This window comes from Vibrio sp. 2-Bac 85, assembly GCF_037546705.1.
Taxonomy (GTDB): Bacteria; Pseudomonadota; Gammaproteobacteria; order Enterobacterales; family Psychromonadaceae; genus Psychromonas.
In genome coordinates this window covers 1-26172 of record NZ_JALAAB010000008.1, presented here as the reverse complement: position 1 = coordinate 26172, position 26172 = coordinate 1, and the positions used below count along the sequence as shown (strand labels likewise).

16 protein-coding genes are annotated in these 26172 nt (G+C 36.8%); 8 read left to right on the top strand and 8 right to left on the bottom strand.

What is annotated here, in order from left to right:
- Positions 1 to 37: 37 nt before the first annotated feature.
- Genes MT390_RS10145 through MT390_RS10130 form a run of 4 tightly spaced genes read left to right on the top strand, consistent with a single transcriptional unit; the run spans position 38 to position 6721 of the window.
- Positions 38 to 2404 carry a hypothetical protein gene (locus MT390_RS10145; protein WP_499440969.1) on the top strand — a complete coding sequence of 789 codons (2367 nt, stop codon included), beginning with the start codon at positions 38 to 40 and terminating at the stop codon, positions 2402 to 2404.
- Complete coding sequence (locus tag MT390_RS10140; RefSeq protein WP_499440967.1) at positions 2389 to 4794, top strand: integrase; 2406 nt, start codon at positions 2389 to 2391, stop codon at positions 4792 to 4794. Before MT390_RS10145 ends, MT390_RS10140 begins: the two co-directional genes overlap by 16 nt.
- A 9-nt stretch (positions 4795 to 4803) precedes the next feature.
- Positions 4804 to 5325 (top strand): hypothetical protein, encoded by a 522-nt coding sequence (locus MT390_RS10135; protein ID WP_499440965.1) that lies wholly within the window; start codon positions 4804 to 4806, stop codon positions 5323 to 5325.
- Between the two features lies 1 nt (position 5326).
- Entirely contained in the window at positions 5327 to 6721 is a 1395-nt protein-coding gene (locus MT390_RS10130; protein WP_499440964.1) for a tyrosine-type recombinase/integrase, read from the top strand.
- Between the two features lie 522 nt (positions 6722 to 7243).
- Here MT390_RS10130 and MT390_RS10125 read toward each other — a convergent pair.
- The 8 genes from MT390_RS10125 to MT390_RS10090 all read right to left on the bottom strand — a co-directional run bounded on the left by MT390_RS10125 (position 7244) and on the right by MT390_RS10090 (position 21865).
- Positions 7244 to 8383, bottom strand: a complete 1140-nt coding sequence (locus MT390_RS10125) for an McrC family protein (protein ID WP_499440962.1) — start codon at positions 8381 to 8383, stop codon at positions 7244 to 7246.
- 146 nt (positions 8384 to 8529) lie between these two features.
- On the bottom strand, positions 8530 to 10770 hold the full coding sequence (locus tag MT390_RS10120; protein ID WP_499440961.1) for a DUF8426 domain-containing protein: 2241 nt from the start codon (positions 10768 to 10770) through the stop codon (positions 8530 to 8532).
- Positions 10771 to 10824: 54 nt separating this feature from the next.
- Positions 10825 to 12360, bottom strand: coding sequence for a tetratricopeptide repeat protein (locus MT390_RS10115; RefSeq protein WP_499440960.1), 1536 nt, complete (start codon positions 12358 to 12360; stop codon positions 10825 to 10827).
- Positions 12361 to 12388: 28 nt separating this feature from the next.
- Positions 12389 to 15358 carry a type I restriction endonuclease subunit R gene (locus MT390_RS10110; protein WP_499440959.1) on the bottom strand — a complete coding sequence of 990 codons (2970 nt, stop codon included), beginning with the start codon at positions 15356 to 15358 and terminating at the stop codon, positions 12389 to 12391.
- Positions 15359 to 15377: 19 nt separating this feature from the next.
- Positions 15378 to 16571, bottom strand: a complete 1194-nt coding sequence (locus MT390_RS10105; RefSeq protein WP_499440958.1) for a restriction endonuclease subunit S — start codon at positions 16569 to 16571, stop codon at positions 15378 to 15380.
- Entirely contained in the window at positions 16568 to 18151 is a 1584-nt protein-coding gene (locus MT390_RS10100; RefSeq protein ID WP_499440957.1) for a type I restriction-modification system subunit M, read from the bottom strand. The genes MT390_RS10105 and MT390_RS10100 overlap by 4 nt, the downstream gene beginning before the upstream one ends.
- Entirely contained in the window at positions 18144 to 20651 is a 2508-nt protein-coding gene (locus tag MT390_RS10095; RefSeq protein WP_499440956.1) for a type I restriction-modification system subunit M, read from the bottom strand. Before MT390_RS10095 ends, MT390_RS10100 begins: the two co-directional genes overlap by 8 nt.
- 173 nt (positions 20652 to 20824) lie before the next feature.
- Positions 20825 to 21865 carry a hypothetical protein gene (locus tag MT390_RS10090; protein WP_499440955.1) on the bottom strand — a complete coding sequence of 347 codons (1041 nt, stop codon included), beginning with the start codon at positions 21863 to 21865 and terminating at the stop codon, positions 20825 to 20827.
- A gap of 187 nt (positions 21866 to 22052) precedes the next feature.
- Here MT390_RS10090 and MT390_RS10085 point away from each other — a divergent pair, with 187 nt between their 5' ends.
- The 4 genes from MT390_RS10085 to MT390_RS10070 all read left to right on the top strand — a co-directional run bounded on the left by MT390_RS10085 (position 22053) and on the right by MT390_RS10070 (position 25943).
- Positions 22053 to 22484: a hypothetical protein gene (locus MT390_RS10085; protein ID WP_499440954.1), complete on the top strand. Its 432-nt coding sequence runs from the start codon at positions 22053 to 22055 to the stop codon at positions 22482 to 22484.
- A gap of 63 nt (positions 22485 to 22547) precedes the next feature.
- The gene (locus tag MT390_RS10080) at positions 22548 to 22859 is read left to right on the top strand and encodes a hypothetical protein (protein WP_499440952.1); all 312 of its coding nucleotides are present in this window, start codon (positions 22548 to 22550) and stop codon (positions 22857 to 22859) included.
- A gap of 460 nt (positions 22860 to 23319) precedes the next feature.
- A complete protein-coding gene (locus tag MT390_RS10075; RefSeq protein WP_499440950.1) occupies positions 23320 to 23973 on the top strand; it encodes a Qnr family pentapeptide repeat protein in 654 nt (217 codons plus the stop codon).
- Positions 23974 to 24449: 476 nt separating this feature from the next.
- Positions 24450 to 25943 (top strand): transposase, encoded by a 1494-nt coding sequence (locus MT390_RS10070; protein ID WP_499440948.1) that lies wholly within the window; start codon positions 24450 to 24452, stop codon positions 25941 to 25943.
- The last annotated feature ends 229 nt before the right edge of the window (positions 25944 to 26172 follow it).

Sequence of the window (26172 nt, the reverse complement as noted above, 5' to 3'; positions counted from 1 at the left end):
TATTTTTAAGCAATGTTTGACATCATTAGGTATAAAAATGAGAGCTAAACAACTTTACTATTTCCCAAAATTGCAAACAGTCTTGTCTAATGAATACCGGAGGGAAATAGAGAGCCTCATTTCAAAATGGGCGAAAAAAACAGAGATACCTGCATGCTTGAATATATATTCAAGTTTCGTAGATATTTGCATTCGTAAATCAGGTGCAGCTCAATACAGTGCATTCGACATTAGAAACAATGAAGGCAGCCTAAATGCTCACATTTCTGCACTTATAGGCTTTATTCATAGTGAACTTGAAACTTCAGCTAATGCTCTCTACAGATATACTCTCTTTTTTAAAAATGCATTCAGGGAATTTGCATCTCGCTATAATATACCTTTGCAAAACATTAAAATTTCCGAGATTAAGTTAACAAATGATATGGAAGATAGTATTGCATTATATCAGTCCATGAATACCGACGCTTCTCTTATCGAATACTACTCCGGTTGGGAATGTGAAGATAAAGAAGGTCACTCACAATCTCTACATCTTGCTACCTGGCACGATACATATGGGGCAGAATTGACTACTCAGGTTCATATAGTAATCTCCAATTACGCAAAAAAACATAAAAGAACAACATTGCGATGCTTGCTATCTATGCTAGTTAATCTACTTAATGAATTTACTGAACATTGCAAAACAAAAAAAGAATTAGAGCACTCGCTTAAAGCCGAAAAATCAAGTGCTTTCATGGAAAGAATATTAAATTCCATGCTTTTTAAATCAATGATAAACAGTAATGACCCTAAATCGTTCATACAAACATGGAAGAGTACAGTTAAATATTTTAAGAATTGTTTCATTGATACAGGCTTTTTTGAAGAACCATTGAAACCTTTTTTAGAACCAGCATTTAGAGAGCCAAACACAAGCGTTCACACCATCTCTATCGGTGGTGATTTGAACGAAAAAGAAAAGGAGCGGTGGCTTCTCGATATTCCTTTAGAAATTAAAGATGAAGCGACACTAGATGCGATTCATCAACGCCTAAATCGAGATCTTGAACACATTTGTACTGTAAGTAGAAAAATGTTTAAGGATATCAAACATCGTCAAAAACGTAATATGAAATATAGAAAGACAGGCACAGTAAAATATCTCAAAGGTGATACAAGAAAAAGAAACAATGTGCCAATAGGAATAAACAATTTGGATAATACTATTGCGAGCTTTTATTTTCACGGCTTTGACCTTGGCGAAAAAGCTGTAAGCTTTTTGGGATTTACCAATCAAACAGATATTTTACGTCAAGAATTAAATCTACCTAGCCCCCAAACCCTAAATGTTTTCGCCTCGCTTTTAATTTTAGAGCACCCTAAAATCACGCCGGCCTGGCTTCAGGAATGGGAGTTATTTGACAAAAAAGGAAAAAAAATTGGGTTAAAGCAAACGGGGAATCAATGGATAGCGGTGAGTTTTAAAAATCGGAAAGGATCAACTACTGCACAACAAGAGGTTATTTTAACTGAAAACTCTAAACTCATTGTTGAAGAGCTTATTAAGCACACTCGCTTTGCAAGAGAAGTATTGAAAAAAAAAGGTAATAGTGATTATCGCTATGTCATGTTGACAGCCTCTATGCAAAAAGCAAATCGACCAAAAGCAATAGGAAAACAATTATCCAAGCAAGGTAAGTATCATCAAGCACTTGTGACAGATTCTTATGACGATAATAAGCAGCTAATTTTAAGTCGCTCTGAGACTAAAAAATTGGCAGAAATCATAACACCTCGGAACATTCGTAAAGCGAGAGGATTACAAATATACCTAGAAACTAAATCACTTAAAGCTGTATCTGAAGCACTTGGACACAACGAGTTGCGAATAAATTTAATGGAATCTTATCTACCAAAGCCACTGATGGATTACTTTAATAAACGCTGGATTCGTCAATTCCAAAATGCCATCATTTTTGAGGCATTAAAAGACTCACCCTGCCTATTTGATGCACTTGATTTTGATGAGAGTGCACTTAATGAGTTTCTAAATAACCATCGTTTAGGTGATTTACCTGAAAACCTTGAACGTGCTAGTTCTAGCGCTTGTAATGAAGAGAATCAGGAACATATCAATAATTTGGATGAGTTGGTTTTTATGTTAAGTACACCTTTATTCCAAGTCCTCTTAGCTATTCAAAACGTTATTGATAACGCTAAACAAGAAGATGAATTTAAACCCATTATTAAGAAATGGTATCAATCAGCAGTGTTCATTTTAAGTCATTTTGCATTGGAACAAAAAAGTGAAAGATACAGAAGACCACCAGAAGAAGCTATTCCGCTTTACGAGTCTGCACTCAACAATCCTCTTGATTTAGTCAGGTTCAAGGAGAACATCTTATGTATCTCAAATTAATTGAAAATATCGTAAATGAATCTAAAACATTATCAGAGCTAACTAGGGATGAGCTATGGTCACTGCATGAAGCATCCGTTGCAAATGGCGATTTTAGAGCATTAAAAGTCGCAACAAACAGTGTAACGGGGATTTACGACTATAAAGAGCAAAAGCCGTATTGGTTGTTAAATGACTTTACAGCATTCACGTGGTCCATAGAAATCAAAGATAATGGTAAGACTTACAAAAGAACGATAGATTGGAGTGCTGTGACCTTAAGTGATAATTTACAACTGACTCATCCAAAGCATCGCCAGCTTCTCAACGCTTTTAAATACTGGATCACTGCTACAGATAACCCTCGGGAAAATGGAGGTAAATTCAAAAAAGGTGTGACAGTCAATAATAGTATTATACACATCATTGCTCTTATTAATGCAATATTAATTCATGGCAAAAGCATCCAGCTTACAGAACTACATTTAGCAGTACTATCGGATGATTTTCTTATGGCCCTGATGGTTAAACTTGGTGAAAATGGTACGTTAAATGGTCTTTATGATTATACAAATAAGGTCCGTGAACTGTTGCTAGAAAAGATCTCGTTTATCAGTGAGGATGAAGCCAAAACATTTGCGAAAGAATACGCTTTTGTGACCCGCTCATTGCTTCCAGAAGAGCAATCTCTAGAGCTATCTGTTACAGAAAGAGTAAAAGCATGTTACTGGCTAAGCACTATAGGTTATTACCAATATGAAGTTAACAGTAAAAATCAAGGCTATAAAATACAGAAAAAGCTGCAAGGGCGCTGTACGGTCATTCATAACTTCATATATAAAAACAAAATTATCCCCCTTAAAAATCAATGGACTACTTCAAGATTTGAAGAATTAAAACTTGAAGCCAACGTGGAAAAAACAGAATTTAAAGCGCTCCCTTGCATAACAAAATCAGATGACGATAACACATATAGTGAAGCATCATTAAAAACCTATATTAGTGATCTCAAGTTATTGAATACTGTACATGAGAGAGATGATGTAGCCCAATTTTCTCCAGATCAAATGAAGTTTATAACATATTCTCGAATCAGAGAGCATGTAAAACTTAAAAATAAGGGCCGATATAAAACGCCTCCCCCAAAGCTGGTTTTAAATTTAATCAAGAGTTGCTATGAATTCTCTCACGAATACCAAGATTCCATTTTGAATTCAGTATTATCCGTGCTTACAGAAAATGTAACCAAAAGCACCCAAAGTAAATCTAATGAGAATTACTTCCAGAACAATAGTCCAAATCATGATCCCACTATCCCTTCGACTCAACGTAGTTCATGGGTGAAAACGGATGCTTTAAACTTAATTGACAACAAACTGAAAAAGATAGGCGTTGATAGATTATATATACTTAGCAGCGAAGACGGTGTATTTGAAAAAAGGCGCAATAATAAAAGCCTTTTCGATCTTTACAGTGTATTGATTGGCTCAATTCAAACACTAACTGGCGTTTTCATGGCAAAGCGCATTGATGAACTAATGAGTCTAAAAAGTCATGGAAATTTGACCCCTAATATTGATCCATCAAGTGAAGAAGGAAAAAAGGTTGACTATGAATTAATTTCCGCTTTAAAAAAGTCAGGCAGTGGAGGAAAACATGGGAAAAATACAGTAATTCAGCGCCCAATTCCTCATGCATTCGCGCTTATTATATGGAAGTTAGAACAGTTTAACCAAGCAGTTCTAATTGTAGGCTTAAATAAATCGAAGTTATCGCTCTTTAATAATCTCGATTCCAAAAATTTTAATCTGAATGAAGTAAATGTAAACCAATACAATTCTCATTTAAATGCAGTTTGTGACTACTTTGAAACCCCTGTAATGACACTTAATAATGGAGAGCAACGTCGCTATTACATTAGGCAACACCAACTTCGACGCTTCTTTGCAATTGTGTTTTTCTGGTCAAAACGCTTTGGTGACATGGATACTCTGCGTTGGATGCTTGGTCACACAGACATAGAGCACTTGTACCATTACATCTCTGAAAGTGAAGCTGGCGCGGTATTAAATGGAATAAAAGCTTCCTACCTTGTTGATGCAATAGATAAAAATAAACTTGATAACATGCAAGAATTGGCTGATGCAATAGCGGAGCATTATGATGTTAATAGCACAAACATTTCGCTATCAACGGTGGCTGATGCAACCAGCGATTACGGAGATACAGATGACTACAAAACCTCCCCGCCTATCAAGCAATTAAATAAGCAAGAAAAACTGGAGTCTCAAATACTTGAGCTTTTAGAAGACAGAGTTATCACATTGGAGCCTGAATTCTTCACCATTGAGCAAGATGGCCAAAAAATCAATGACTTCACATTAACACTTCAAGTAAAAGAGTTAGATTAGGATTTAAAAATGAAAACGTTAGAAATAAACCAAAAAAAAGTTATTGAAACCAAGTTATTGCTACTTGAAATTATTAAAAACCCTTCTAGTTTCAAAGGTATTGAAGCACTGATGGCAGCACTAAAATCACAAGGAGGATTGGCCAAATTTAGCGATAGTGAAAGAGAGATTGCTTGTTGCTCGTTAAACACTCTCAAAAGTGCATCGGAGTCTTTATTGGACAGAGGCTTTACAGAATTAAACGAACTGAGAATTAATGCTAAAGATGCAATTGAAGCAGTTGAAGTTGGTAATAAAGCAACAAAGTCAACTCGAACCGGATTGCGAAATAAAATTGATGAGCAAGAATCAAAATTAAACTCAATGAAAAAGAGCAACTTTTTATTAACAACCATTATTACTGAGTTGCGTAATCAGCTTAAGGAACTTGCTTATTCAAATGATCGTTCAGAGAAAAAAAAGACGATATATGAAGACGTTAATCGCAAGATTGAAGCCAAGTTAAATTATATTTACCATGGTGAGGTGTAAAATGCCTGTAACCCTTTTGAAAGATTTTGAACGTTGGGGATTTTACTCTCCGCTCGATCATAAGTTACAAATAGTTAATGCCTCTAACACTCCATTCATTACCTACGATAATGATATGCCTTGTTTTGAGGCAAATATGTATATGCAAAAACAGTTGGTGGAAATAAGGTCTCGACGTGTTAAAGGGGGGACATTGAGAACTTACGCAAACTATGTCAATCACTTAGTGCGCTTTTGCTACAAAAACAAAATGCGTTTTAGCCAACTTACTGACTCTACTTTCACACTTTTTGTCCAAGGGCTACAAGGAGAGCGAGATAAGTTTGGGGAGCTTGTACGTAGCAATAACCATGTTATTCAGATCGCACACAGATGTCTCGACTTTTTAATTTTTGTCCAGTATTTTCATGACCTTGGAAGCTTCATTGGTAAGGGTAAAGAGAATAAAATTCGAGTTCAGATAAAAACACATAAAATATCAATCGAAGGTTATAGGAAGAAAAAAGAAATTGAGGTTGTTACTCACACTTGTGTACCGACTAAGGATGCTGTGAAGAGTAGATTTCCAGTGAGTGAAGACTATGCACTCAAGGTTTGGGAACATATTAAAACCCAAAAAAACCGAGAAAAACGATTTCGTGATATAGCCTTGTATCAGTGCTTGGAGCAGCTTGGTGCCCGCATCACTGAAATACACTTAATCACAATAAAAGATATTGATAACGCTATCAAATTAGGTACAAATCCGCACTTAACCCTAACCACATTAAAACGTAAAGATGATAATGTAACTCGAAGCATCCCTGTGACACCAGCATTACTTGCAGACATTAAGGAATACATAAATAAGGTACGTAAAAAAATCATTAAACGAACGATAAACAAGGTTAATGACCATGGATATTTGTTTATATCCTTGACTACAGGGCAAGCCCTTCAGAGTACCACCCTGACTAGATATATGAACAAATGGAAATATGAATTAGGCATTAAGGGAGAGCTACATCCTCATTTATACAGGCATGCATTCATTACAAACAAACTTAAAGAAATCATTTTACAGCACAAAGAAATCAATTCTACAGATAAGTTTCGTGAGCACCTACTGAATACAGAGCATTTTAAAATGCAGTTGCAACAATGGACTGGGCATACACAACTGCAATCGCTCAACATCTATATTAATTTAGTCTTTGCTGATTTAAATGGATACAGTAAAACGTATAACGCGGTTCAGTTAAATGACTCTGTGAAAATTGTTAAACGGCAAGTTCAGCGTATTAAGCAAGAATTGAAGGATAAGGAAGTAACTATGACTGAAGGGCTACTTCTAATCGAACAAACGTTATCTGCATTTGAGCAAAGTATTGAGCAATCTCTAAATAAGAGTAAATAGGGTACCCCTGAACACTTGAAAAAAACACAGCTATAACCATTTGAAAGTTAAAGAAAGAAAGAAAAAATAAATATACAAATAAACGCCACTTCAATATCCTTACATTTGAGTTTAAAAGTATCATTTTAGAAGAAGGTGTTACTATAAAACTAACTCGTATAAAAGAACTCCTTGCAAAATCACAAGGCTATAATTCCTCTAATGCATTACTTGCCGATATACCTTTCATTTTCCAAAAGACACCAGAAGTACAACAACGCTTAGCGAAAAATTGTTAGAAAAGCATCGAGTAAGCCTAATCAAATTAAGCCAATGCTTAGATATGTTGATACAAAATACTAAAGCGACAATACAAGATTAACAGGTTAAAAGTAGCCTGCTTTCAAACCAGACTACCAAATGCATATTCCGGACGAACATGAACAGCGATCCCCCCTGTATCTACGAGAATAGGTATCCGGATAATCCTGGAATCGGTGGCTAAATAGCTCCGGAATATGCACTGACAGCAAAGGCATAGAACTACACGGATAGGCAATGCAAAGGCAATGTAGTTTCTGCACTACATAACAATTCATCTTTATCCAAATCAAATGGCCATATTTGCAACCTAAGGTTGTGGCTAAAATCGAAAGGGGCAAGAGGTTGTTGAAAATATTTATTCTTAGGATATATCAACACCATTTCTCCTTTTCCTTCCGGTAAGTATTCGCGAGCATAAGCCAACATTTGGTACAAATCCCCCTGGCTAAGCCCATATTTATTCTGACGATCCGATTCATCAAGGCGCTTCCATTTAGTATCTAATACCCAGGACTTCTCTCCTGACTCTATCAGTAAATCAGGTCTGAGTTGAAATATTGGCGAGCCTAAATGTTGGCAGAGGTAACGACTAGCAGCTTGAGTTCTCAATGTGGCACTATGTTGTAACTTATGAGCAAGGACCTTGGCTACGTGTTGTTCAAATAAACGCTCCATTGGAAACAACAAACTAATTCCACGATAATCACCTGCAATGGCAAGTGGCATATATTGATACAATATCAGTTCGCACCATGGCTTTATCGATTGATAATGAGCCATTAACCTATCATTACGCCACAAGCCAAAATCAGACTTAGTATCCCGACTTTCCGGTAGTTCCTGCAGTTGAGATAACAACTCACGAGCAAGTCGCCAATTGTCTGAGTGTTGCGCTGTCCGACACACCACTTCTAAAGCACTTCTCAATAACCTATTTTCAGGTCTGTCGGCCAGAAAAACATCATGTCTAATTTGAAAAAAATGTTGTCGACTTGGAGGTTGGCGCATTTGTTTTACAAAATCTAACTGCCCTCTAAGGTAGCGTTGTTCTTCCTCCAACCTCTGGTAATCAAAACGGATACCTTTCATCAAAAGATGCTCCAATGAAAGCAAAAACTGATGCATAACCCATTCAGATAAAGAGGTGTGATATAAACTCAAAGCGGCTTCTTCGGCTTCTCGTGAAGGTAGATCTAAAGCACTTGCAATGAGTTTCCTCAAAAGTAATCGAGAAAACTCTTCGACATCACCTTCATCATGGTGCTTTGGCAAAATTTCAATAACCTGACCACAAGGACTTTCTAGAACACCGACATAACTATCAAGACGAATCCATTGTTGCCCGTTCTTTTCCAGCAATCTCGAGCCTGAACTTCGGTAGGTTTGATCAAGTTCACACAACCATGTAAACGCTGTTTCACTAATCTGTGCTTGGTCTAGCGTGTTAGACTCCAACTTTTCAGATGTTAATCTGGCATACTCCCTGACGACAATTGAATTAGCCATCAATTAAGTGATTCCTGTTCAACCCTAGTGGTAGTAACTTCTATTATTCCTTGATAGGACTCAACTAGATTAAAAGCATCATCATTAAGTTGCCAGACCTGAGAATGCCTCAACCTATCGTGAACACCTGGAAATAGATAAGATTGATTCACACTATTATCGACCACTACAAATGAACAAAAATCAGGTTTACTCTGATCATTTAGCACCCAACAGACACGCTCCCAATCTTCAAAGAAGTATTCCTGTAATAGAGGGATGATATTTTGCCTAAAAATTGAGGCTAGCAGAGAAAGTGTAGGTTCATCTAGCAACGACATGAAGTACGCATGTCCTAAACAATGTTCTCGGTCCAGTAATGACGTAATGCGTTGGTTCATCACCCGTAATAATTGTCCGATATTAATGCCTTCAACCGCCAGATCATCCAACAGCTGAGGCCTTGGAGGCATCTCGATGAAAGTAAACCTACGACGCAACGCAATATCCAGTCCGGCCAAAGAGCGGTCAGCTGTATTCATAGTTCCTATGATATATAGATTATCTGGAATACCAAATCGTGTTTTGGAGTATGGTAAAACGACTTCCAATCCTTCTTCATTTCCCAGCCTCTTAGAAGGCTCAATTAAAGTAATCAGTTCACCGAAAATGCGAGAAATATTACCTCGGTTAATCTCGTCAATAATAAGAACACGAGCGTCCCTAACCTTACAAGAAGTAGCATCCGTATCTTCTAATGATTTTTTATCATTAAGCAAACTAACCAACTTCTGTGTATCAATAGACCCGTCACGCAACTGATAAATCGTGGCTTGGCTAAAAGTATTGTGCATCAATTGCTCATGAGGAAGCGAAGGTTCATAGACTCTCAGCCACTTCACCCTGCGACATTGACCATAACCTTCATCAGGATCTTCTCTCTTAAGTGCCTCGTATTCTCCTGTAAACTCCCCAATAGCCCTAAATTTGTAATTACCATCAGTAACTACAACCAAGTCCCCTGGTTTAATCTTCAGCAAAAAAGTTGCTACTGCAGTAATTGCATAAGCATCCTTTGATAACTCATAGCCTTCTGATGTAAAACGCTCATGAATATTCTTTCGGTTGGTACAACCTGAAAAATTTACCTGTTCACCATACCCCAACAATGCATAACCCTGACTAATACATTCATCATATATATAAGCATCTTCACCTAGCGTGTTTCCAAGAGACATCTTCCATATTTTACGACCAACCAAATCGATTGACTCTGAAGATTCAACGGTAACCTGGCTAAGACAAGCATCAGAAAGTTGCTTAAAAATTCCATCCACTACGCTGTAACGCAACTGCCCATTACTCTCATCATTTTCAGCTTTTAAGCCTTCAACAAAGTCTTCATAACTAAAACTTTGATGGAAAGTTGTAAAGCGAATACGTTGCGCAACTACTAACTCATCAAACCTTTTTTTTAATGATCGCCTTACTTCAATACTATTTCCTTGATTGTTAGCAACATACTCAGGATCTAGGATTTCTAATGCTTTATTAATAGTATGGAAAGTCTTCCCTGTACCCGGAGGACCAAATAGAATCTGATTTAAAGGTTCTTTATGGCTAAATTCATCATTATTTATCACTTGATTATCATCCTTATTGGCCATAGAGTTTGTAGGAGTTTGTTCTGAAATATAGAAGCGGTCTTTAGAATTTGGATCTTTAGTAATATACAATGTTACCGGAGCGGTATAATCAGCAAAACGTCGAGAAAAACGTGCCTTAATACGACCAAATTTACTCAAAACGCAGGTTGAGCGCTCATCTCCATCAGGCCAGCATAAAGTAAACTCAGACTTGCTAATTCCATCTTTATCGGCAATGAACTCTGGGGGGAAAAAACCATTATGATTTTTTACAACTATGTAACCATTTTTGAGCGCGCCATCAGTTAATGAGATAGAAAAGTATTCTTCATAATCACTTCGTTTTTTCTCTTTCTGAAATTCTATCCAATCTCGAAGACCGCTGCGAGTACTACCGCTGTTCTGATCCCCAACATCCTTAAACTGCCCATTGAGGCCATAATCAGACCAAAGCTGATCAAGCACATCTATTTCATCAATTCCGAATACATCCTGACCGTAATGCCCTGAGACAGTATTCACACCTGATACATATGCGTTTACTGTATTTTCTTTTCGTTGCTTAGTTTTAATTAAAAAACTACGAAACTCCCTCTTTCTTTCTTCTACTGTCATACACTTCATTATCCGTTTCTTAGTATTACGTCAGCTCAGCCCTTTACACCTAGCTTATTTAGCAAGACGTTTTTGATTGAAGGCGTCTCTTATCAAAAGCTCATTAACATCTATTTTTTCTGGATCTAACATAACTTCAGTTGGGAAGTTAAAGAAGAATCGTTCTTTACGACTCTCATCCAAATTAACTTCTGTATTATTCAATATGTAACTTAGAAAAAGATTTAATTTACGCTCATTAGTTTCATTTGAAATTTGTAGTGCTGTCATTAAATAATGATATGCAGTCGACACTTCATGACTAAATCTGATCATGTACTGCGCACATTCAAGTAATTCTGAAGCTAATGGACTCTTTCGGGCATACTCTTCGTAGAATGCTTGAGCTTCCTGAGAGTAATGTTTACCAGACTTACTGGATAAACGACGGGCCTGATATAACCGAGCTTTGTGTACACCTGAATTCCAAGCATCATTTAATAGCTGATCAATATCGATATCTTTATCAGTAACTAAAACACCTTCGATTAAATATTTCGCAAGTAAGAACTGCGCTTTAGCTGAACCATAATCAGTAGCAAGGCTAAAATATTCTAACGCTAAATCGTTATTTTTACGTTCCAAGTAATAGTTTGCTAATGCAAATACTGCTTTTGAGTCACCTTGCTTCGAAGCATCTTCCAATAGTTCCAATGCCCATTCAACATCAACCTCTCGTCCATAAAGACCATGCAAGCATATACGACCGAATAATGAAGATGCTTCAACGATTTCCGATAATGCAGCTCGCTGAATGTACATAACGGCTTGAAGTTGGTCTTCTTTTGTATTCAACCAATGACCATCAGATAAAATCATTTTACCTAATTCGTATAATGCCTTGGGCGTATCTACCTGACATGCATTAAATAATTGATATGCAATTAAAGTATCTCTAGCTGATTCTTGATTATGGTAACGAGCTTCTTTATCCCCATTAGAAAGTTCCACTTCGATATGTTTGCTAACATCTCCCCAAGTATTCTTTAATAATATACGTTGAGCATTCATATTGAGTTTTCTAGCAATAAAATATTGCGCATTGCTATCATTTTCAAATAATGCTTTATGGGACAACGTCGCAACACTTAACTCATTTTCGAGTATACATTCATAATCTAATGGCTTTTCACCATTACAAATAAGTATGTATAGTTTCTTTACTAAATTGAGAAAGTTACCCTGAGTATCAACCGTCAGTTGAAGGAAATCTTCATCAGGATAGTCTTCAGAATGAGTGCCTTTGTTACCTGCATCCTTAATCTGAAGCATCAACTTAGCTGAGTTATAATGAATTCTGCTAGAGTTAGCTAATTTTTGAATTCGTTTATCTAAAGTTCTTAAAGCAGTATCTGACTCAATACCCAAAGCATTAGAAGCTAAGGTAACAATGACACCTAGGCATTTTCGGTAATTAGTTAATGCATCCGGATAACACTCTGAGACATAAAAACTCATTGCTTGTTTATAGTAATCTGCAAGTTCAACTGAAACTTGTTTCACAAATTCATAATCAGAGATCACATTTGCCTGGTCAGTAATTTTTCCCACCGACTATTTCCTCGTTAAATTATACAACCTACATCCCACCATAAAACGTACTTACAAACGCTTTCACTTTTTCGGTCAATCTTGGAATCACTTTTTTTCGTTGAAGCACACTTGGTGGTTTTTCCAGTAACGACATAATCTCTTCGCGTCGAGGATCTTCATTTCTGTAGATGACTTTATCGACCAAAGATTTAAAGCTAGCTGACACCAGTGCTTCTTTTTGGCAGATGTCATCAATCGCTTGGACTTTTTTCTTTTCCCAGAAGTTATCAAATTCGTCGATAACTTCTTCCGATGAATCTACGTTAGTTAGGTTCTCTTGGATAAATTCATCGATCAGCTCTTTCTTCGACCTTAACTCAGGCGTGCCGCCTAACATTTGCATAATCGACTTGTACTGGTATTCGTAATCTTTGTCGTTATCAGCGCCTTTAAGCGTACCGAGTAGCTGTAAAATATAACGCACGTTGACTTCATCGCGTTGAATTAGCTCCAGTTCAAAATCAACCTCTTCGAGGATCGATACCTTTTCTTTGTCGGTATTGGTTTTTACTTTGTCATACAGATCGAGGTATTTACTTTTGTAATCTTCAAAACCTTGTTCATTAATGCCAATATCGTCAAACTCAAAATCCGCAAAGGTGCTGAGCACATTTTTAAGACGGATCAATTCACGAAATGCTTTAACAAACTCCAACTCTTGCTCTTCATCGCGCAAATCATCCACGCTTGCAACATCAGGTGCGATAGCTTGCATTTTATCGAGGGCTTCATTAAACAGTCGCACAAATTCGCCGTAAGGCGGCATAATGACCGTTTCTTTAGCATCTTTATTTGAGAAAAGCGTTAAAGCGTCATCTGTGGCTTTTTTAAGGTTACGGAAGATAATGATATTACCTTGGGACTTTTGTTCGCTTAGAATGCGATTAGTGCGCGAATAAGCCTGTATTAAGCCGTGGTGTTTAAGATTCTTATCAACATACAAGGTATTAAGCGGTTTACTGTCAAATCCTGTTAAAAACATATTAACCACTAACAGAATATCGACTTTACGCTCTCGCACCTTTTTCGAGATATCATTGTAATAGTTATAAAAGGATTCACTGTCCTTGGTGGTGTAGCTCGTTGCAAACATCGCATTGTAATCACCAATAAACTTTTCGAGCTTGTCACGACTGTGGGTATAGACCGCCGAGTTATAAGCGGCTTTTGGCTCTGCGGCAATGTCTAATTCAGAGTCTAATTCGTCTTCCACTTCATCAATAAAGCCATTGGCATTGGGATCTTCTTCATTAGCAGCATAGGAGAAAATGGTCGCGATACGTAGATTATGCTCACCCGCTTCTTTTTTAGCTTGGAACAGTTCGTAGTATTTAATCAGTGTTTCCACACTGCTGACACAGAACATGCCTGTAAAGGTTTTGCTGTGCGTTTTACGGTTATGGTGAGCAATAATGTAATCGGCAATCTTGGTTAATCGCGCTGGCGACTCTAACAACTCTTTTGTGTCGATTCCTTCTACATCAATATCCATTTCATTGGCGCTGTCTTTTTCTTTATAACGCCCCACATATTCAATACCAAACTTTAAAACGTTTTCATCTTTGATTGCATCGACAATGGTATATTTATGTAAACACTCATCGAAGAGATCTTTCGTGGTGGTTTTGCGCGATGCCTTACTGGTCGCGTTATCAACAAAAATAGGCGTGCCCGTAAACCCAAATAACTGATGATTATTAAAGAAGCTAACGATCCGCTGATGGGTATCACCAAACTGACTGCGGTGACATTCATCAAAAATAAACACAATCGGTTTATCTTTGAGTTTTTCCATACGTGATAAATAACGTTTGTGCGAGATTGCGTTATTAAGCTTTTGAATGGTGGTAACAATCAATTTAGTATTACGATGTTCATTGATTTTATTAGCGACAATTGGTGCATCGGTAAACTGATTAACCAATAAGTTAGTATTATTGGTGCTATCCACACAGCCTTTAGCAAAGCTATTAAACTCTTTACTGGTTTGATAATCCAAGTCTTTTCTATCAACAACAAAGACCACTTTATGAACTTCAGTAAGTCCTGTTAATATTTGTGCTGTTTTAAAGGACGTTAAGGTTTTACCTGATCCCGTGGTATGCCAGATATAACCGTTACTGTTTTCAGTGCGCTGGCCACTTGCAGCAATCTCATTACGCTCAATAACCCGTGCGACAATCCCTTCGGTGGCATAGATCTGATAGGGACGCATCACCATTAAAATGCGGTCGGTTTCGTTTAATACGATATATTTTTTAATCAGGGTGCTGAGTTGCTGACGTTGTAAAAAGGTATCGGCAAACTGGGTTAATTCGGTATAACGATGATTATCGACATCCGCCCAATAGAAGGTTTGTTTAAAGCTTTGGTTTTTATTATTGGCGTAATATTTAGTATTAACGCCATTACTGATCACAAAAGTTTGCACATATTGGAACAAGCCATGACTTGCCCAATAAGAATGACGCTGATAACGATTGATTTGATTAAAGGCTTCTTTAAGCTCTAGACCACGGCGTTTTAACTCGATTTGTACCAAGGGTAAACCATTAACCAAAATGGTCACGTCATAACGATTTTTAAAGCGTCCTTCAACAGTGACTTGCTGCGTTACTTGAAAACAATTCTTATCCCAATCATCCGCTAAAAACTGGATATATAAAGCTGAGTTTTTGCCATCCCCATTCTCTTTAATAGTACTATCACGATTAATTTGCAGGCGATCACGCAGCGTTTTGGCTTTTTCAAATACCGAGCCTTTTGATAACGCATTAAGCACCTGCTTAAACTCATTATCAGTTAACGGCTTTTTTAGACGGTTCAGCTTTTCAAGTTGCTGTTTTAAATTAGCCAATAATGACGATTCATCAGTGATCGCCGCTTTGTTGTAGCCCAACCCAACCAATTGCGTGATTAAGTTATCTTCTAATACTTGCTCTGCCTGAGTCGCCAAAACTAACTCCTAAATCCCTTTACACAAACATCTGTTGTAACAAACCTTTTTTGAAGGTTTGTGTGTGTTCTATTAGCTGAGAAACTAACTCTAGTTTTTTATCTATCGCCTGAAGGAAATCTGCAATTTTATTTTGCTCATCTAACGAGGGAGTATTCAGTTTTAACTTAACTAAGTTTTTATAATAAAGCCTTGTTCTTGTCCCACCTACTTTTTGCTGTATAGCAAAACGCTTGAAATCATTTCCTTCATTTAAAGATAATTCAAGAAAATATGAATTCATTCCAACAGTTTTAAACACTGGATACTCTTTACTTACCGCTCCCTTATCCCAAATCCTATTCAAATTAAATTTAAAAACTAGATCATCACTCATATGACGATAAGTAAAATAACCTTTTGGAACAACACCATACTCTCCTTCATTAATTACTTTTCTTTCTTGTAGGTATAATCCCGTTCGAGACGAAGTTAATACAGGGATATCGGTGTTGACTGTTACTCGCTCTTTGTATTCCTCAAGATACTTGCCAATCGGTTCGACTTGCCAATCAGGAAAGTCATTTCCATTTTCATCCTTAAAACGAACCTCTTGTGAAAATAGCTTTTGCATCACACCTTTTTTATATTGGCCAAGTAAGGCATGTTTTTCTTTTAATAGGCTGATTTTTTTATCGACCGCAGAAAGGAAGTCAGCAATTTTTTTTTGTTCTTCTAATATAGGAATCGACACTTTTATTTTAGACAAATCACCTAAATAGATGCCAGGTTGAGCAGAAACCACTTGTCTCTTTAACAACTCGTTTTGAAAATGTTGGCTATTCATAAATTGGTATGTAAAAGATGGGACGTTATCAATCATCCGAAAAAAAGCAACACTACGCTGAAACGCTATATATTCATTACCATCAAATATTGCGGTTCTTCCTATTGATCCAACAACACTTAATAGAATGTCTCCTTTTTGTAATTTATAATTTTTATATATCCCATTAAACTCATCTTCAGAAATAGTTCGATCTGATTCATCAAAAGTTACTAGACCATTTTTTAAGTTCTTTGCACTTAATAATAAATAAGGGCTGGATATATTTTTATGTGTTCCATGCGTCCCGTCTTTCACTAAAGAAGATATACGACCTAATGTATCAAAGCTCCATTTACCATTAAATTTTGAAAATCTTAAACTAGGTTCAGAAGGTAAACTCATCATTTCACCTCAGAAAAAGGAGCATCAATACCTAGCTCTTTGCAGAATTCTAAAATATTTTTTTCAGTTGAAGATATTTCACCTTCAACTGATTTAATCTTCTGAGAAGTTTCTCCTAAATTGATAATTACTTCTTCTTCAAATGTATCAACATACCTCGGTATATTTAGATTAAAGTCATTTTCTTTAGCAATCTCCTTTCGAGTTGCAACATAAGAAAATTTATCAGTAGCCCTACGACTTTTGATTGCTCTTAAAATTCGTTCAAGATCTTCTTCGCGCAGATAATTCTGATTAGTTGCCTTGCCGCAATATGCGCTCGCATCAATAAATAAAATATTATCTGTTTCATTACGATCTTTTTTAAGCACTAGAATACAAGTAGGAATTGAAGTGCCATAAAAAATATTAGCAGGTAGCCCAATCACTGCATCTAAACAATTTTTCTGCTCAATGAGATATTTGCGAATATGCCCTTCGGCTGCACCACGAAATAACACCCCATGCGGTAATACTATTGCCATGGTGCCATTAACATCGAGTTGATAAAGCATATGTTGTAAAAAAGCAAAATCAGCTTTACCTTTAGGCGCTAATTTCCCGTAATCGGCAAACCGTTCATCGGACTTAAAGCCGTCATTGGCACTCCAATCAGCTGAAAATGGCGGGTTAGCAACCACTGCTTCAAAGCGTTTATCAATATGGCGAGGAGTTTCTAGGGTATCGTCCTGCTGAATATCAAAACTACGATAATGCACGCCGTGTAAAATCATATTCATACGTGCCAGATTGTAAGTGCTTGGGTTCTTCTCTTGCCCATAATAATTAGAAACTTCGCCACCTTGTCGGCTAATCTCTTTTGATACTTGTAATAATAATGAACCCGAACCACAAGTAGGGTCATACACTGATTTTAATTGCGTTTTACCCTTGGTCACTAACTTGGCAAGTAGTTTAGAAACCATTGGTGGCGTGTAAAATTCGCCAGCCTTTTTACCAGCACCACTGGCAAACTGACCAATCAGATATTCGTAAGCGTCACCCAATACATCTATTTCAGAGTCATTCAGACAGAAATCAATCTCAGCTAAATGTCCTAATACGGTACTAATCAACTCATTCTTGGCTTTCTCACTTTTACCCAGTTTATTTGAAGTTAAATCAATATCATCAAACAGCCCATTAAAATCATCTTCACTGGCAGTGCCCATGGTGCTTTGTTCAATATGGTTAAGCACTTCACTTAGTGACTCAATAATAAACTCGCCGTCATTACCCTTTGCTGCAATCACTTCAAACAGTTCGCTTGGCTTTAAAAAGTAACCTAAGTGATCAATCGCTTCTTCTTTAACGGCTTCTAAATATTCTTGCCCTTGTTCGGTCGTTTCATCAATTTCAGCAAACTTAATACCATCTTCAACCAAAATACCATCAGCATATTGCTGCACACGTTCAGATAAGTATTTATAGAAAATAAACCCTAAAATATAATCACGAAATTCATCGGCACTCATGTTGCCACGTAATGCATTAGCAATGTTCCAAAGCTGTTTTTCTAACTGTTTTTTGTGCTGTTCAACCATTGTTGTTATTCCGTTTTATTTTTTGTATAAAGTGATTATTAAGGTAATCCCACATTTCTCGACCTTTAAGCGCATCGGTTGCAGGATTAGTTCTAACATAAAGTGTTTCATTATTTAGAAAGCAAGGTTGATCAGAAGGTGAACATTTAATCACTAAAACAAGTTTTTGATTAAATTCTTCGAGTTTAGTTTGGATGTAGGGATAAAAACTTTCACCTATTTTATCTTTTAAATTATTTTTAAAATGAAGCAAGAACTTATCATTATCATTGCCGTGAAACTTATTAATCTCAGTCTCTATGCCTTTGATTATTTTATCATCTGCAACCCCAATGAATAGTACTCCTCCATTAGAATTCAAGAATCCAGCTATGTTTTTTAGAGAAGATTTCTCAATTCTATTTTCTGCTACAGGTTTATATTTTGGATCATTTTTAGTTCTTTTTATATCCAGTGAAAAGGATTCTTTAAATTCGACTAAAGCAGTTTCACCATTCCTGATTAGGTTGAGTAGCTCTTCTTTTGCGTTTACATCATCTAGATATTTGACCGTTGAGGTTAATTTATATACAACTTCCTTAGCGACATTCGGTTTAAAGATAATATCCTGCTCAAATATGGAAATTTTTTCTTTTAGTTGCTCTATTTTACTTTTTGAATCAAGACATGCTTCTTGGATACTCAAAGGAGGGACTGTAATCAATAAATAATTCTTTAGAGCATCTAAAGTGCAGTATTGATTAATGTTTGTAAGTTCAGCACAATCTCTTAAGTATGCTTGACCTACGACCGAGTTTAAATACAAAGCAAGGTATTTAGCATTTAAAGTTTGATCATCAAGTGTGAGTATAAATCCCCCTGATTTGTTACCTTTAGAACCGGTCCCGACAACTGTAATTTCTTGTCCTAAAACTTTAGGGATCAGGACCGAGTTATAAGTCTCAACTCCTTCTAAATAGCAATTTTTCAATGTTCGTGATTGAATTACATGGTTAAATAAAATCTCAGGTACGTAACCTTCAATCTGTTCTTTTAGTGATTCTAGGTGCTGCCTTTGTGGTGAACCATCAACGTAACGCCTAACACTTAAATTAAAATTTAATGACTCAATTTCTTTTATATCAGCGATGTAACTAAAATTATTTATCTGATTACGATTTTCATAAGCATTAGATATTTTTTCAATATCTTCAATCCGAAGATAATTTTGGTTAGTCGACTTTTCAAAAGAATTGCTTGCATCAATAAACTGAATATTATCTTTGTGCTCTCTATTTTTCTTAAAAATTAAAATACAGGTTGAAATTGATGTACCGTAAAAAATATTAACGGGTAGGTTTATCACCGTATCTAAACAGTTTTTCTGTTCAATAAGGTATTTGCGAATATGCCCTTCTGCGGCACCTCTGAACAATACCCCATGTGGTAAAATTACAGCCATCGTACCATTCTCATCTAAATGGTGAAGCATGTGTTGTACAAAAGCAAAATCCGCTTTCGATTTGGGAGCAAGCTTCCCATAATCTTTAAAACGTTCATCTTCTAGAAAAGAAGTATCAGCGCTCCATTGTGCTGAAAACGGTGGGCTAGCGACTACAGCGTCAAAACGTTTGTCTATATGATGAGGAGTTTCTAAGGTGTCATCTTGCTGAATATCAAAACGACGATAATGCACACCATGCATAATCATGTTCATTCGCGCTAAGTTATAAGTACTTGGGTTTTTCTCTTGCCCGTAATAATTAGTAGCTTCACCACCTTTGTTTTGAATTTCCTTAGAAACATGCAACAACAATGAGCCCGAACCACAAGTGGGATCGTATACTGATTTTAATTGATTTTTACCTTTTGTAACCAGCTTAGCTAATAGCTTTGACACCATGGGCGGAGTATAAAATTCACCTGAGTTTTTACCTGCCCTTGTAGAAAATTGACGAATTAAGTATTCATAAACATCGCCAAGTACATCTACTTTAGAGTCATGCAAACCGAAATCAATTTCTGCTAAATGCCCTAACACTGAACTGATCAACTCATTCCTGGCTTTTTCATTTTTACCAAGTTTGTTTGAAGTTAAATCAATATCGTCAAATAGCCCCTTAAAGTCATCTTCACTTTCCATTCCTATGGTGCTTTGCTCAATGAGATTTAATACTTCCATCAAGGACTCTATAATGATTCCGCCGTTATTACCTTTTTCGGCAATTATATGGAATAGTTCGCTGGGCTTTAAAAAGTAACCTAAACGGTCAATCGACTCTGCTTTAATAGTTCCTAAATGCTCTTTTCCTTCCTCAGTATTTTCATCAATAGAATCATATCTAGTGCCATCTTCAGATAAAATTTCATCTGCGTATTTATTCATTGATTCAGACAAGTATTTGTAGAATATAAACCCCAAAATATAATCTCGAAACTCATCAACACTCATATTGCCACGAAGTCCATTGGCAATATTCCAAAGCTGTTTTTCTAATACTTTTTTGTGTTGTTCAACCATGTTGGCTAAGTTCCTAATAAATTTGTGTATCGAACTAATTCTATCGAACAATTGAGATGTAAAAAATTTAAAAGCGTTGTGAGAAATCGTTATCAAATAAAGTCGGGTAGTGCATTTTATTATTCACTCACACGTGACACGGTCACAAAATTATTATTTTATAGTACCGCATATTACTTTGCCCACCTGTAACGATGTGGATCTATACCGAGTAAATGCTTACGCAAGGCTTCTTTATCAGACTTAGTGGAACGCATGTAGATAGTTTTAAGCTCAGAATCCATTGCTCTTTCACTAAAACCGCGTTCAATCGCCTTTGCATACCAAGCTTGCCCAAGATCATAATTACCTGTTTCCATATTAACAGCCCCTAAGAGCGTACAGGGACGAAAATCTTTTTTAGTCAGGCTATGTGCTATTTCACCGAAGGTTAATGCTTGTTGGTAGCTTGATAAGTCCCTTTTTACACCGCCATGGGTCGTAAATATAGCCGATTTTAGTTTGAGGTTTTTTATTCCATCTATTTTCAACGTATCTAACAATCGATCCGCTACATGGGACTCTTTACATTTACGAAAATGTGAACTTGCATTAACAGCAAGCCAAAGATCTTTTTTCTTTTTAAATTCATCAGCATAAAAATTCGCTTCGATGCAATGAAAAGCGCGTCTTAACTCATCGGTAAAATATTCTTGCCCATCAATATTAAGCCAAACAACATCGTTTTCTGGAAGGCGAGTGCCTTTATCTATCTTTCCAAGTATCTGCATTAGTCTTGGAAATAGCTCTCTCTCTATATAAAATGAAAGATCGTATTTTTCCCTTAATACATTCTGCTTTGCTTTTGCGATATTTCTAGGATCTCTATCGTATGCACGTTGCCTTGCTTCAGCTTCTTTTTGTCTCTTTTTTTGCAATATAACTTGCTGTTCGGCTTTCTGTTTTGCTTCCTTTTCAACTGTAAAACAACGAGTATCTTGCTCTTTTTTGGCAAGTGCTAGATATTCGGAAAATGAACATTCTTTTTTCACATATTTTAAAAGCGAAAATAGTTGCTTGCGGTTTAGAAACTTAATTAACATTTCTGAAACCGCTTTATCGTTAAGGTCTAAGGCTTTTAACGTATTTGATAAGGGAGTACAGGGAAGTGATGCTGACTGAATATCATCTAGAAAGTACTTCTTTGCTCTATGTTTGTAATCAGGAATACTCATTAAGTAAACTCACAGCCATTTTAAGAAAATTATTCCAGTATTCATGGTATTAGGTTCCATATCAAGGAGTACTTAATGAATTTATCAACTATTTGCATTTGTTGTGAATATAAGATGAAATCATCAAAACAAATTTGTGACACTGTCACGAATTTACTTTATAGTGATTAGACCAAAGGGAGCAAATATGACTAAAAAAGCCAAAACATTTAGTGATAATTATTATATCCAAGAGTCCTGGATTAGAAGGCAGATTGATAGCATCAAAGAAGACTCTTTTGTTGATTTAGATAAGGCACGAGAGGAGATTGAAAAAGCAGGTATTGCCGCTTTTGCTTCCCCTGACGATATTGATTTATTTCGAGAAAAACATCTATCTGACATAGGAAAAACAAAGCTGTCTTCATCATTAAGAACTCATAAAAAAAGGCAGAGGAGAAAACTTACAACCCGAAGGCTTGATATAGATATATCACTACCGGCTTATCTTGCCTTAGAAACGTTAGTTCAAGAGCAAGGACTAACCAAGATTCAATTGATAGAGCGATTGGTTTTAGAAGAGAAAGAAAAGTCAGATGAAATAAGTGACAGTGTCACAACAAATAACCTTATTTTATAGTATGTCGCTATTAGCCCCTTAAACTGTAATCCATGAGCTTCACAATATTGGAGATTAAAAGATATGAATCAAGCGCAATTTGAGAATATGTGTGTCGCTACGATAAAGCGTGAAATTGATTTATTTGACCTAAACTGTCATTTTAAAGTCCAGCTTGAAGAGCTATTATCAAATGTCGAAAATTCAGAAAAAATATCTGCAACGGTTAGGATTTTATTTGAAAAAAATGAGTGCAAATTTAAACATATTATTCCGGTATGTTGGCGCAGTGGTTGGGGTATTGGATACGAAAATGACTCGGGCTTTCAATCAATAACTTTTACTTCATTACTACAGAAAATGTATTTGGATATAGCAATTATAGTGGCTGATTAGATTTGGCCACAAATTTATAGACTTGTAAGGAACAAAGTGAATTAGTGCTTTACCAATCTATCTCGCTTCGGGGCACAAACCGCCCTAGAATTTATGGGCATTTTTGAAGTATTTAACGTCCGCTGTTCCGACAAAGCAGACATTACTTCTAAGTCGCTTCCGCCCTCCAAGCGAGTTACAAATCTAAAAGTTAAATGCACAATTGGTATGTTTAATACGAATACATTGCTTCGTATTAATGAAAAGGCAATACAAACACATCAATTCGCGTTATTACAAAAGTTTTTTTCAGATACTCGCATCCATCAATGCCGAAGAAAATAGCTCAGCAGGACGGCTAGGTGCCTTAAAATCGCAATTTAAGCCCTCTTTATGTCGTTGATTTTAAAGGGGGTAATAAATTGGATTTTTACTATTTACCGATGATAGTCTTAGCTAATAATTCATTTGGAGAATATTAATGAGCAGCAACCAGACCTATCGAGAACACGACTTTTCACAACAAAACTTACAAGATACAATTTTTGAAAACTGTCATTTTTATCAATGTAACTTTAACCGTACAGACTTAAGAGATGCAAAATTTATAGATTGTAAATTTATCGAGGCAGGAGACCGAATTGGTTGCCAATTTAATTACGCTGATTTACGCGATGCCAGTTTTAAACAATGCAAATTAGGCATGGCTAACTTTCAAGGTGCAAATGGCTTTGGGGTTGAGTTTAGAGAATGTGACTTACAAGGTGCGAGCTTTGTAAAAACAAGTTTTGTAAACCATATCTCACAGCAAAGTTATTTTTGCTCTGTTTATATCACAGGCTGTAATTTGTCTTATACCAACTTTGAAGGGCAATGTATTGAAAAATGTGATTTATTCGAAAACCGTTGGATAGGTGCCAATTTACATCGCGCTTATTTTAAAGGTTCTGATTTAAGCAGAGGAGAGTTTTCAGAAGACTGTTGGACGCAATTTGACATTCAATACTGTGACCTAACAAACTGTGAACTATACGGCTTAGATCCACGCAGAGTTAATTTAAATGGTGTAAAAATATGCGATTGGCAACAAGCGCAATTGTTAGAACGTCTAGGTCTTGTTATTTTACCTAGTTAACGTGGCATGGTTTTTTAATGTTATGTGAAGGAGGTGAAATCACCTCCCCAATTAATATAAACCTAAGTCACTTTGTGCGCCAAAATGAGATAAAAAACCAAGAACCATAACATGTCTAATGACCGCTGTAGGCTCCCAGCGGACTTTTAAATAATGAGCCATAAAATCCATTTCTATCTCGCTTGGGGGCACAAAGCGACTTAGAATCTTTGCTCTATCAATCTCTTGAAACTATCCCTATTTCGCTCACTTTCTCCCAAATCAAAATAGTTACTACTCTGCCGTAACCGAAAATGCATAGCGATGCAAGATTGAGGAAATCGGTAACTAAATTTTGGAGGCTAGCACCTTAGTCGGGAGTCATGATGTCTAGTGGCCAACACTATTCCAGCATGTCTACGTAACAAAGTTCCAGCGTACCTAAGTAAAAATACACCTATACTGTGCTGTATGTAAATACAGTGCTGGTGTAATATATGTCTCTTGCAAAGGATGTCAAAAGGGAAGAAACGTTAAGGTATGAACGTCATCAACCAGAGCAAACCCTTCTTTATCAAATTATTGAAAAATATTATCCGCAGTTTCTGGCCCACATGGCACAACAAGATACAGACTTACCCATGTATGTACGGTCAGAATTTGAAGAATATCTCAAATGTGGTCGCCTTGAGCATGGCTTTTTACGTGTACGCTGTGAAAGCTGTCACAACGAATTTTTGGTCGCATTTAGTTGTAAGCGTAGAGGGTTTTGCCCTAGTTGTGGCGCACGACGAATGGCAGAAAGTGCAGCCTTACTGGTGGATGAAATTCTGCCATATGAGCCTATACGACAATGGGTATTGAGCTTTCCTTTTCAGCTTAGGTTTCTGTTTGCCAGCTACCCTCAGATCATGGGAAAAGTATTAGGGATTGTCTATCGCACACTTGCTACACATATCACTAAAAAAGCAGGCTACAACAAACAGATAGCAAAAACGGGTGCGGTAACACTGATCCAACGATTTGGTTCAGCGTTGAATTTAAATATCCATTTTCACATGCTATTTCTCGACGGTGTGTATGCCGAAGATAACTATGGCAAAACGCGTTTTCATCAGATAAAAGCCCCGAAAAAAAGTGAACTGAATGGTCTTGCTCACCGAATTAGCCTGCGTGTGGCTGGTTTTCTTGAGCGTGAGGGTTTACTCGTAAGAGATATAGAAAATGACTACTTATCTTTGGATGGGCTAGAAGAAGATCCCATGTTGCAAATTCACGGGTATTCAATTACCTACCGTATAGCGACAGGTTCACAGCAGGGGCGAAAGGTATTTGCGCTACAAACCATTGCTCCTAAGATAGACCAAGGTGTTGAATCAGGCCGTGTCGCAAATGTAGCAGGGTTCAATCTTCATGCGGGTGTAATGAGTGACGCTCAGGATAGGAATAAACTCGAAAGACTTTGCCGTTATATTACCCGCTCTGCAGTATCAGAAAAAAGGTTGGCAATAACGACTTACGGGAAAGTTCGTTACCAACTTAAAACACCCTATCGTGATGGTACCACCCATGTGATCTTTGAACCGCTGGATTTTATCGCCCGTTTAGCTGCCTTGGTACCTAAACCCCGAGTAAACCTCACCAGGTTTCATGGTGTTTTTGCGCCAAATAGCAAAAACAGAGCTGAAATCTCCCCCAATAAGGCTAAACAAAGAAAGCAGGGTGCACATCGAAAACCGGATGGCACTAGCCAAAAACAAAGCAGTGAAAAACGTAAATCAATGACCTGGGCGCAAAGGCTCAAACGGGTTTTTGGGATAGATATTGAAACTTGTGCTCAATGCGGCGGTATGGTTAAGGTTATTGCGAGTATTGAAGACCCTGTGGTGATCGAAAAGATCCTCAGCCATCTGAACAAAAAAAACAGCAAAATTGATAGAGAACGTTTGCCAGAAAGCCGCGCACCGCCTCAATTTAACTTGTTTGAATGATCACAAATGAATAAATCAAAAGAGCTGGTTTGTATAACAGCATGGGAAGTATTGTCTTTTTAGCTTAAATTGCCAGAAAGCAGTCAAGTAATAGACAAAAAAAGTCTGAATTTTGATGGAACATCGACATAAAAGAGAAATAATGGCTGAATATGAAGAAAAAAGACTGACTGCATAGACTGCATACTTTAGATTATCAGGATAAATGGCGTTTATTCTGCCTATACTC

Bases quoted from the DNA above. Each gene is read 5' to 3' on its own strand.
- MT390_RS10070 (WP_499440948.1), top strand. From the start codon at position 24,450: ATGTCTCTTGCAAAGGATGTCAAAAGGGAAGAAACGTTAAGGTATGAA.
- MT390_RS10145 (WP_499440969.1), top strand. From the start codon at position 38: ATGAGAGCTAAACAACTTTACTATTTCCCAAAATTGCAAACAGTCTTG.
- MT390_RS10075 (WP_499440950.1), top strand. From the start codon at position 23,320: ATGAGCAGCAACCAGACCTATCGAGAACACGACTTTTCACAACAAAAC.
- MT390_RS10085 (WP_499440954.1), top strand. From the start codon at position 22,053: ATGACTAAAAAAGCCAAAACATTTAGTGATAATTATTATATCCAAGAG.
- MT390_RS10120 (WP_499440961.1), bottom strand. From the start codon at position 10,770: ATGACAGTAGAAGAAAGAAAGAGGGAGTTTCGTAGTTTTTTAATTAAA.
- MT390_RS10135 (WP_499440965.1), top strand. From the start codon at position 4,804: ATGAAAACGTTAGAAATAAACCAAAAAAAAGTTATTGAAACCAAGTTA.
- MT390_RS10080 (WP_499440952.1), top strand. From the start codon at position 22,548: ATGAATCAAGCGCAATTTGAGAATATGTGTGTCGCTACGATAAAGCGT.
- MT390_RS10105 (WP_499440958.1), bottom strand. From the start codon at position 16,571: ATGATGAGTTTACCTTCTGAACCTAGTTTAAGATTTTCAAAATTTAAT.
- MT390_RS10100 (WP_499440957.1), bottom strand. From the start codon at position 18,151: ATGGTTGAACAGCACAAAAAACAGTTAGAAAAACAGCTTTGGAACATT.
- MT390_RS10090 (WP_499440955.1), bottom strand. From the start codon at position 21,865: ATGAGTATTCCTGATTACAAACATAGAGCAAAGAAGTACTTTCTAGAT.
- MT390_RS10130 (WP_499440964.1), top strand. From the start codon at position 5,327: ATGCCTGTAACCCTTTTGAAAGATTTTGAACGTTGGGGATTTTACTCT.
- MT390_RS10095 (WP_499440956.1), bottom strand. From the start codon at position 20,651: ATGGTTGAACAACACAAAAAAGTATTAGAAAAACAGCTTTGGAATATT.
- MT390_RS10140 (WP_499440967.1), top strand. From the start codon at position 2,389: ATGTATCTCAAATTAATTGAAAATATCGTAAATGAATCTAAAACATTA.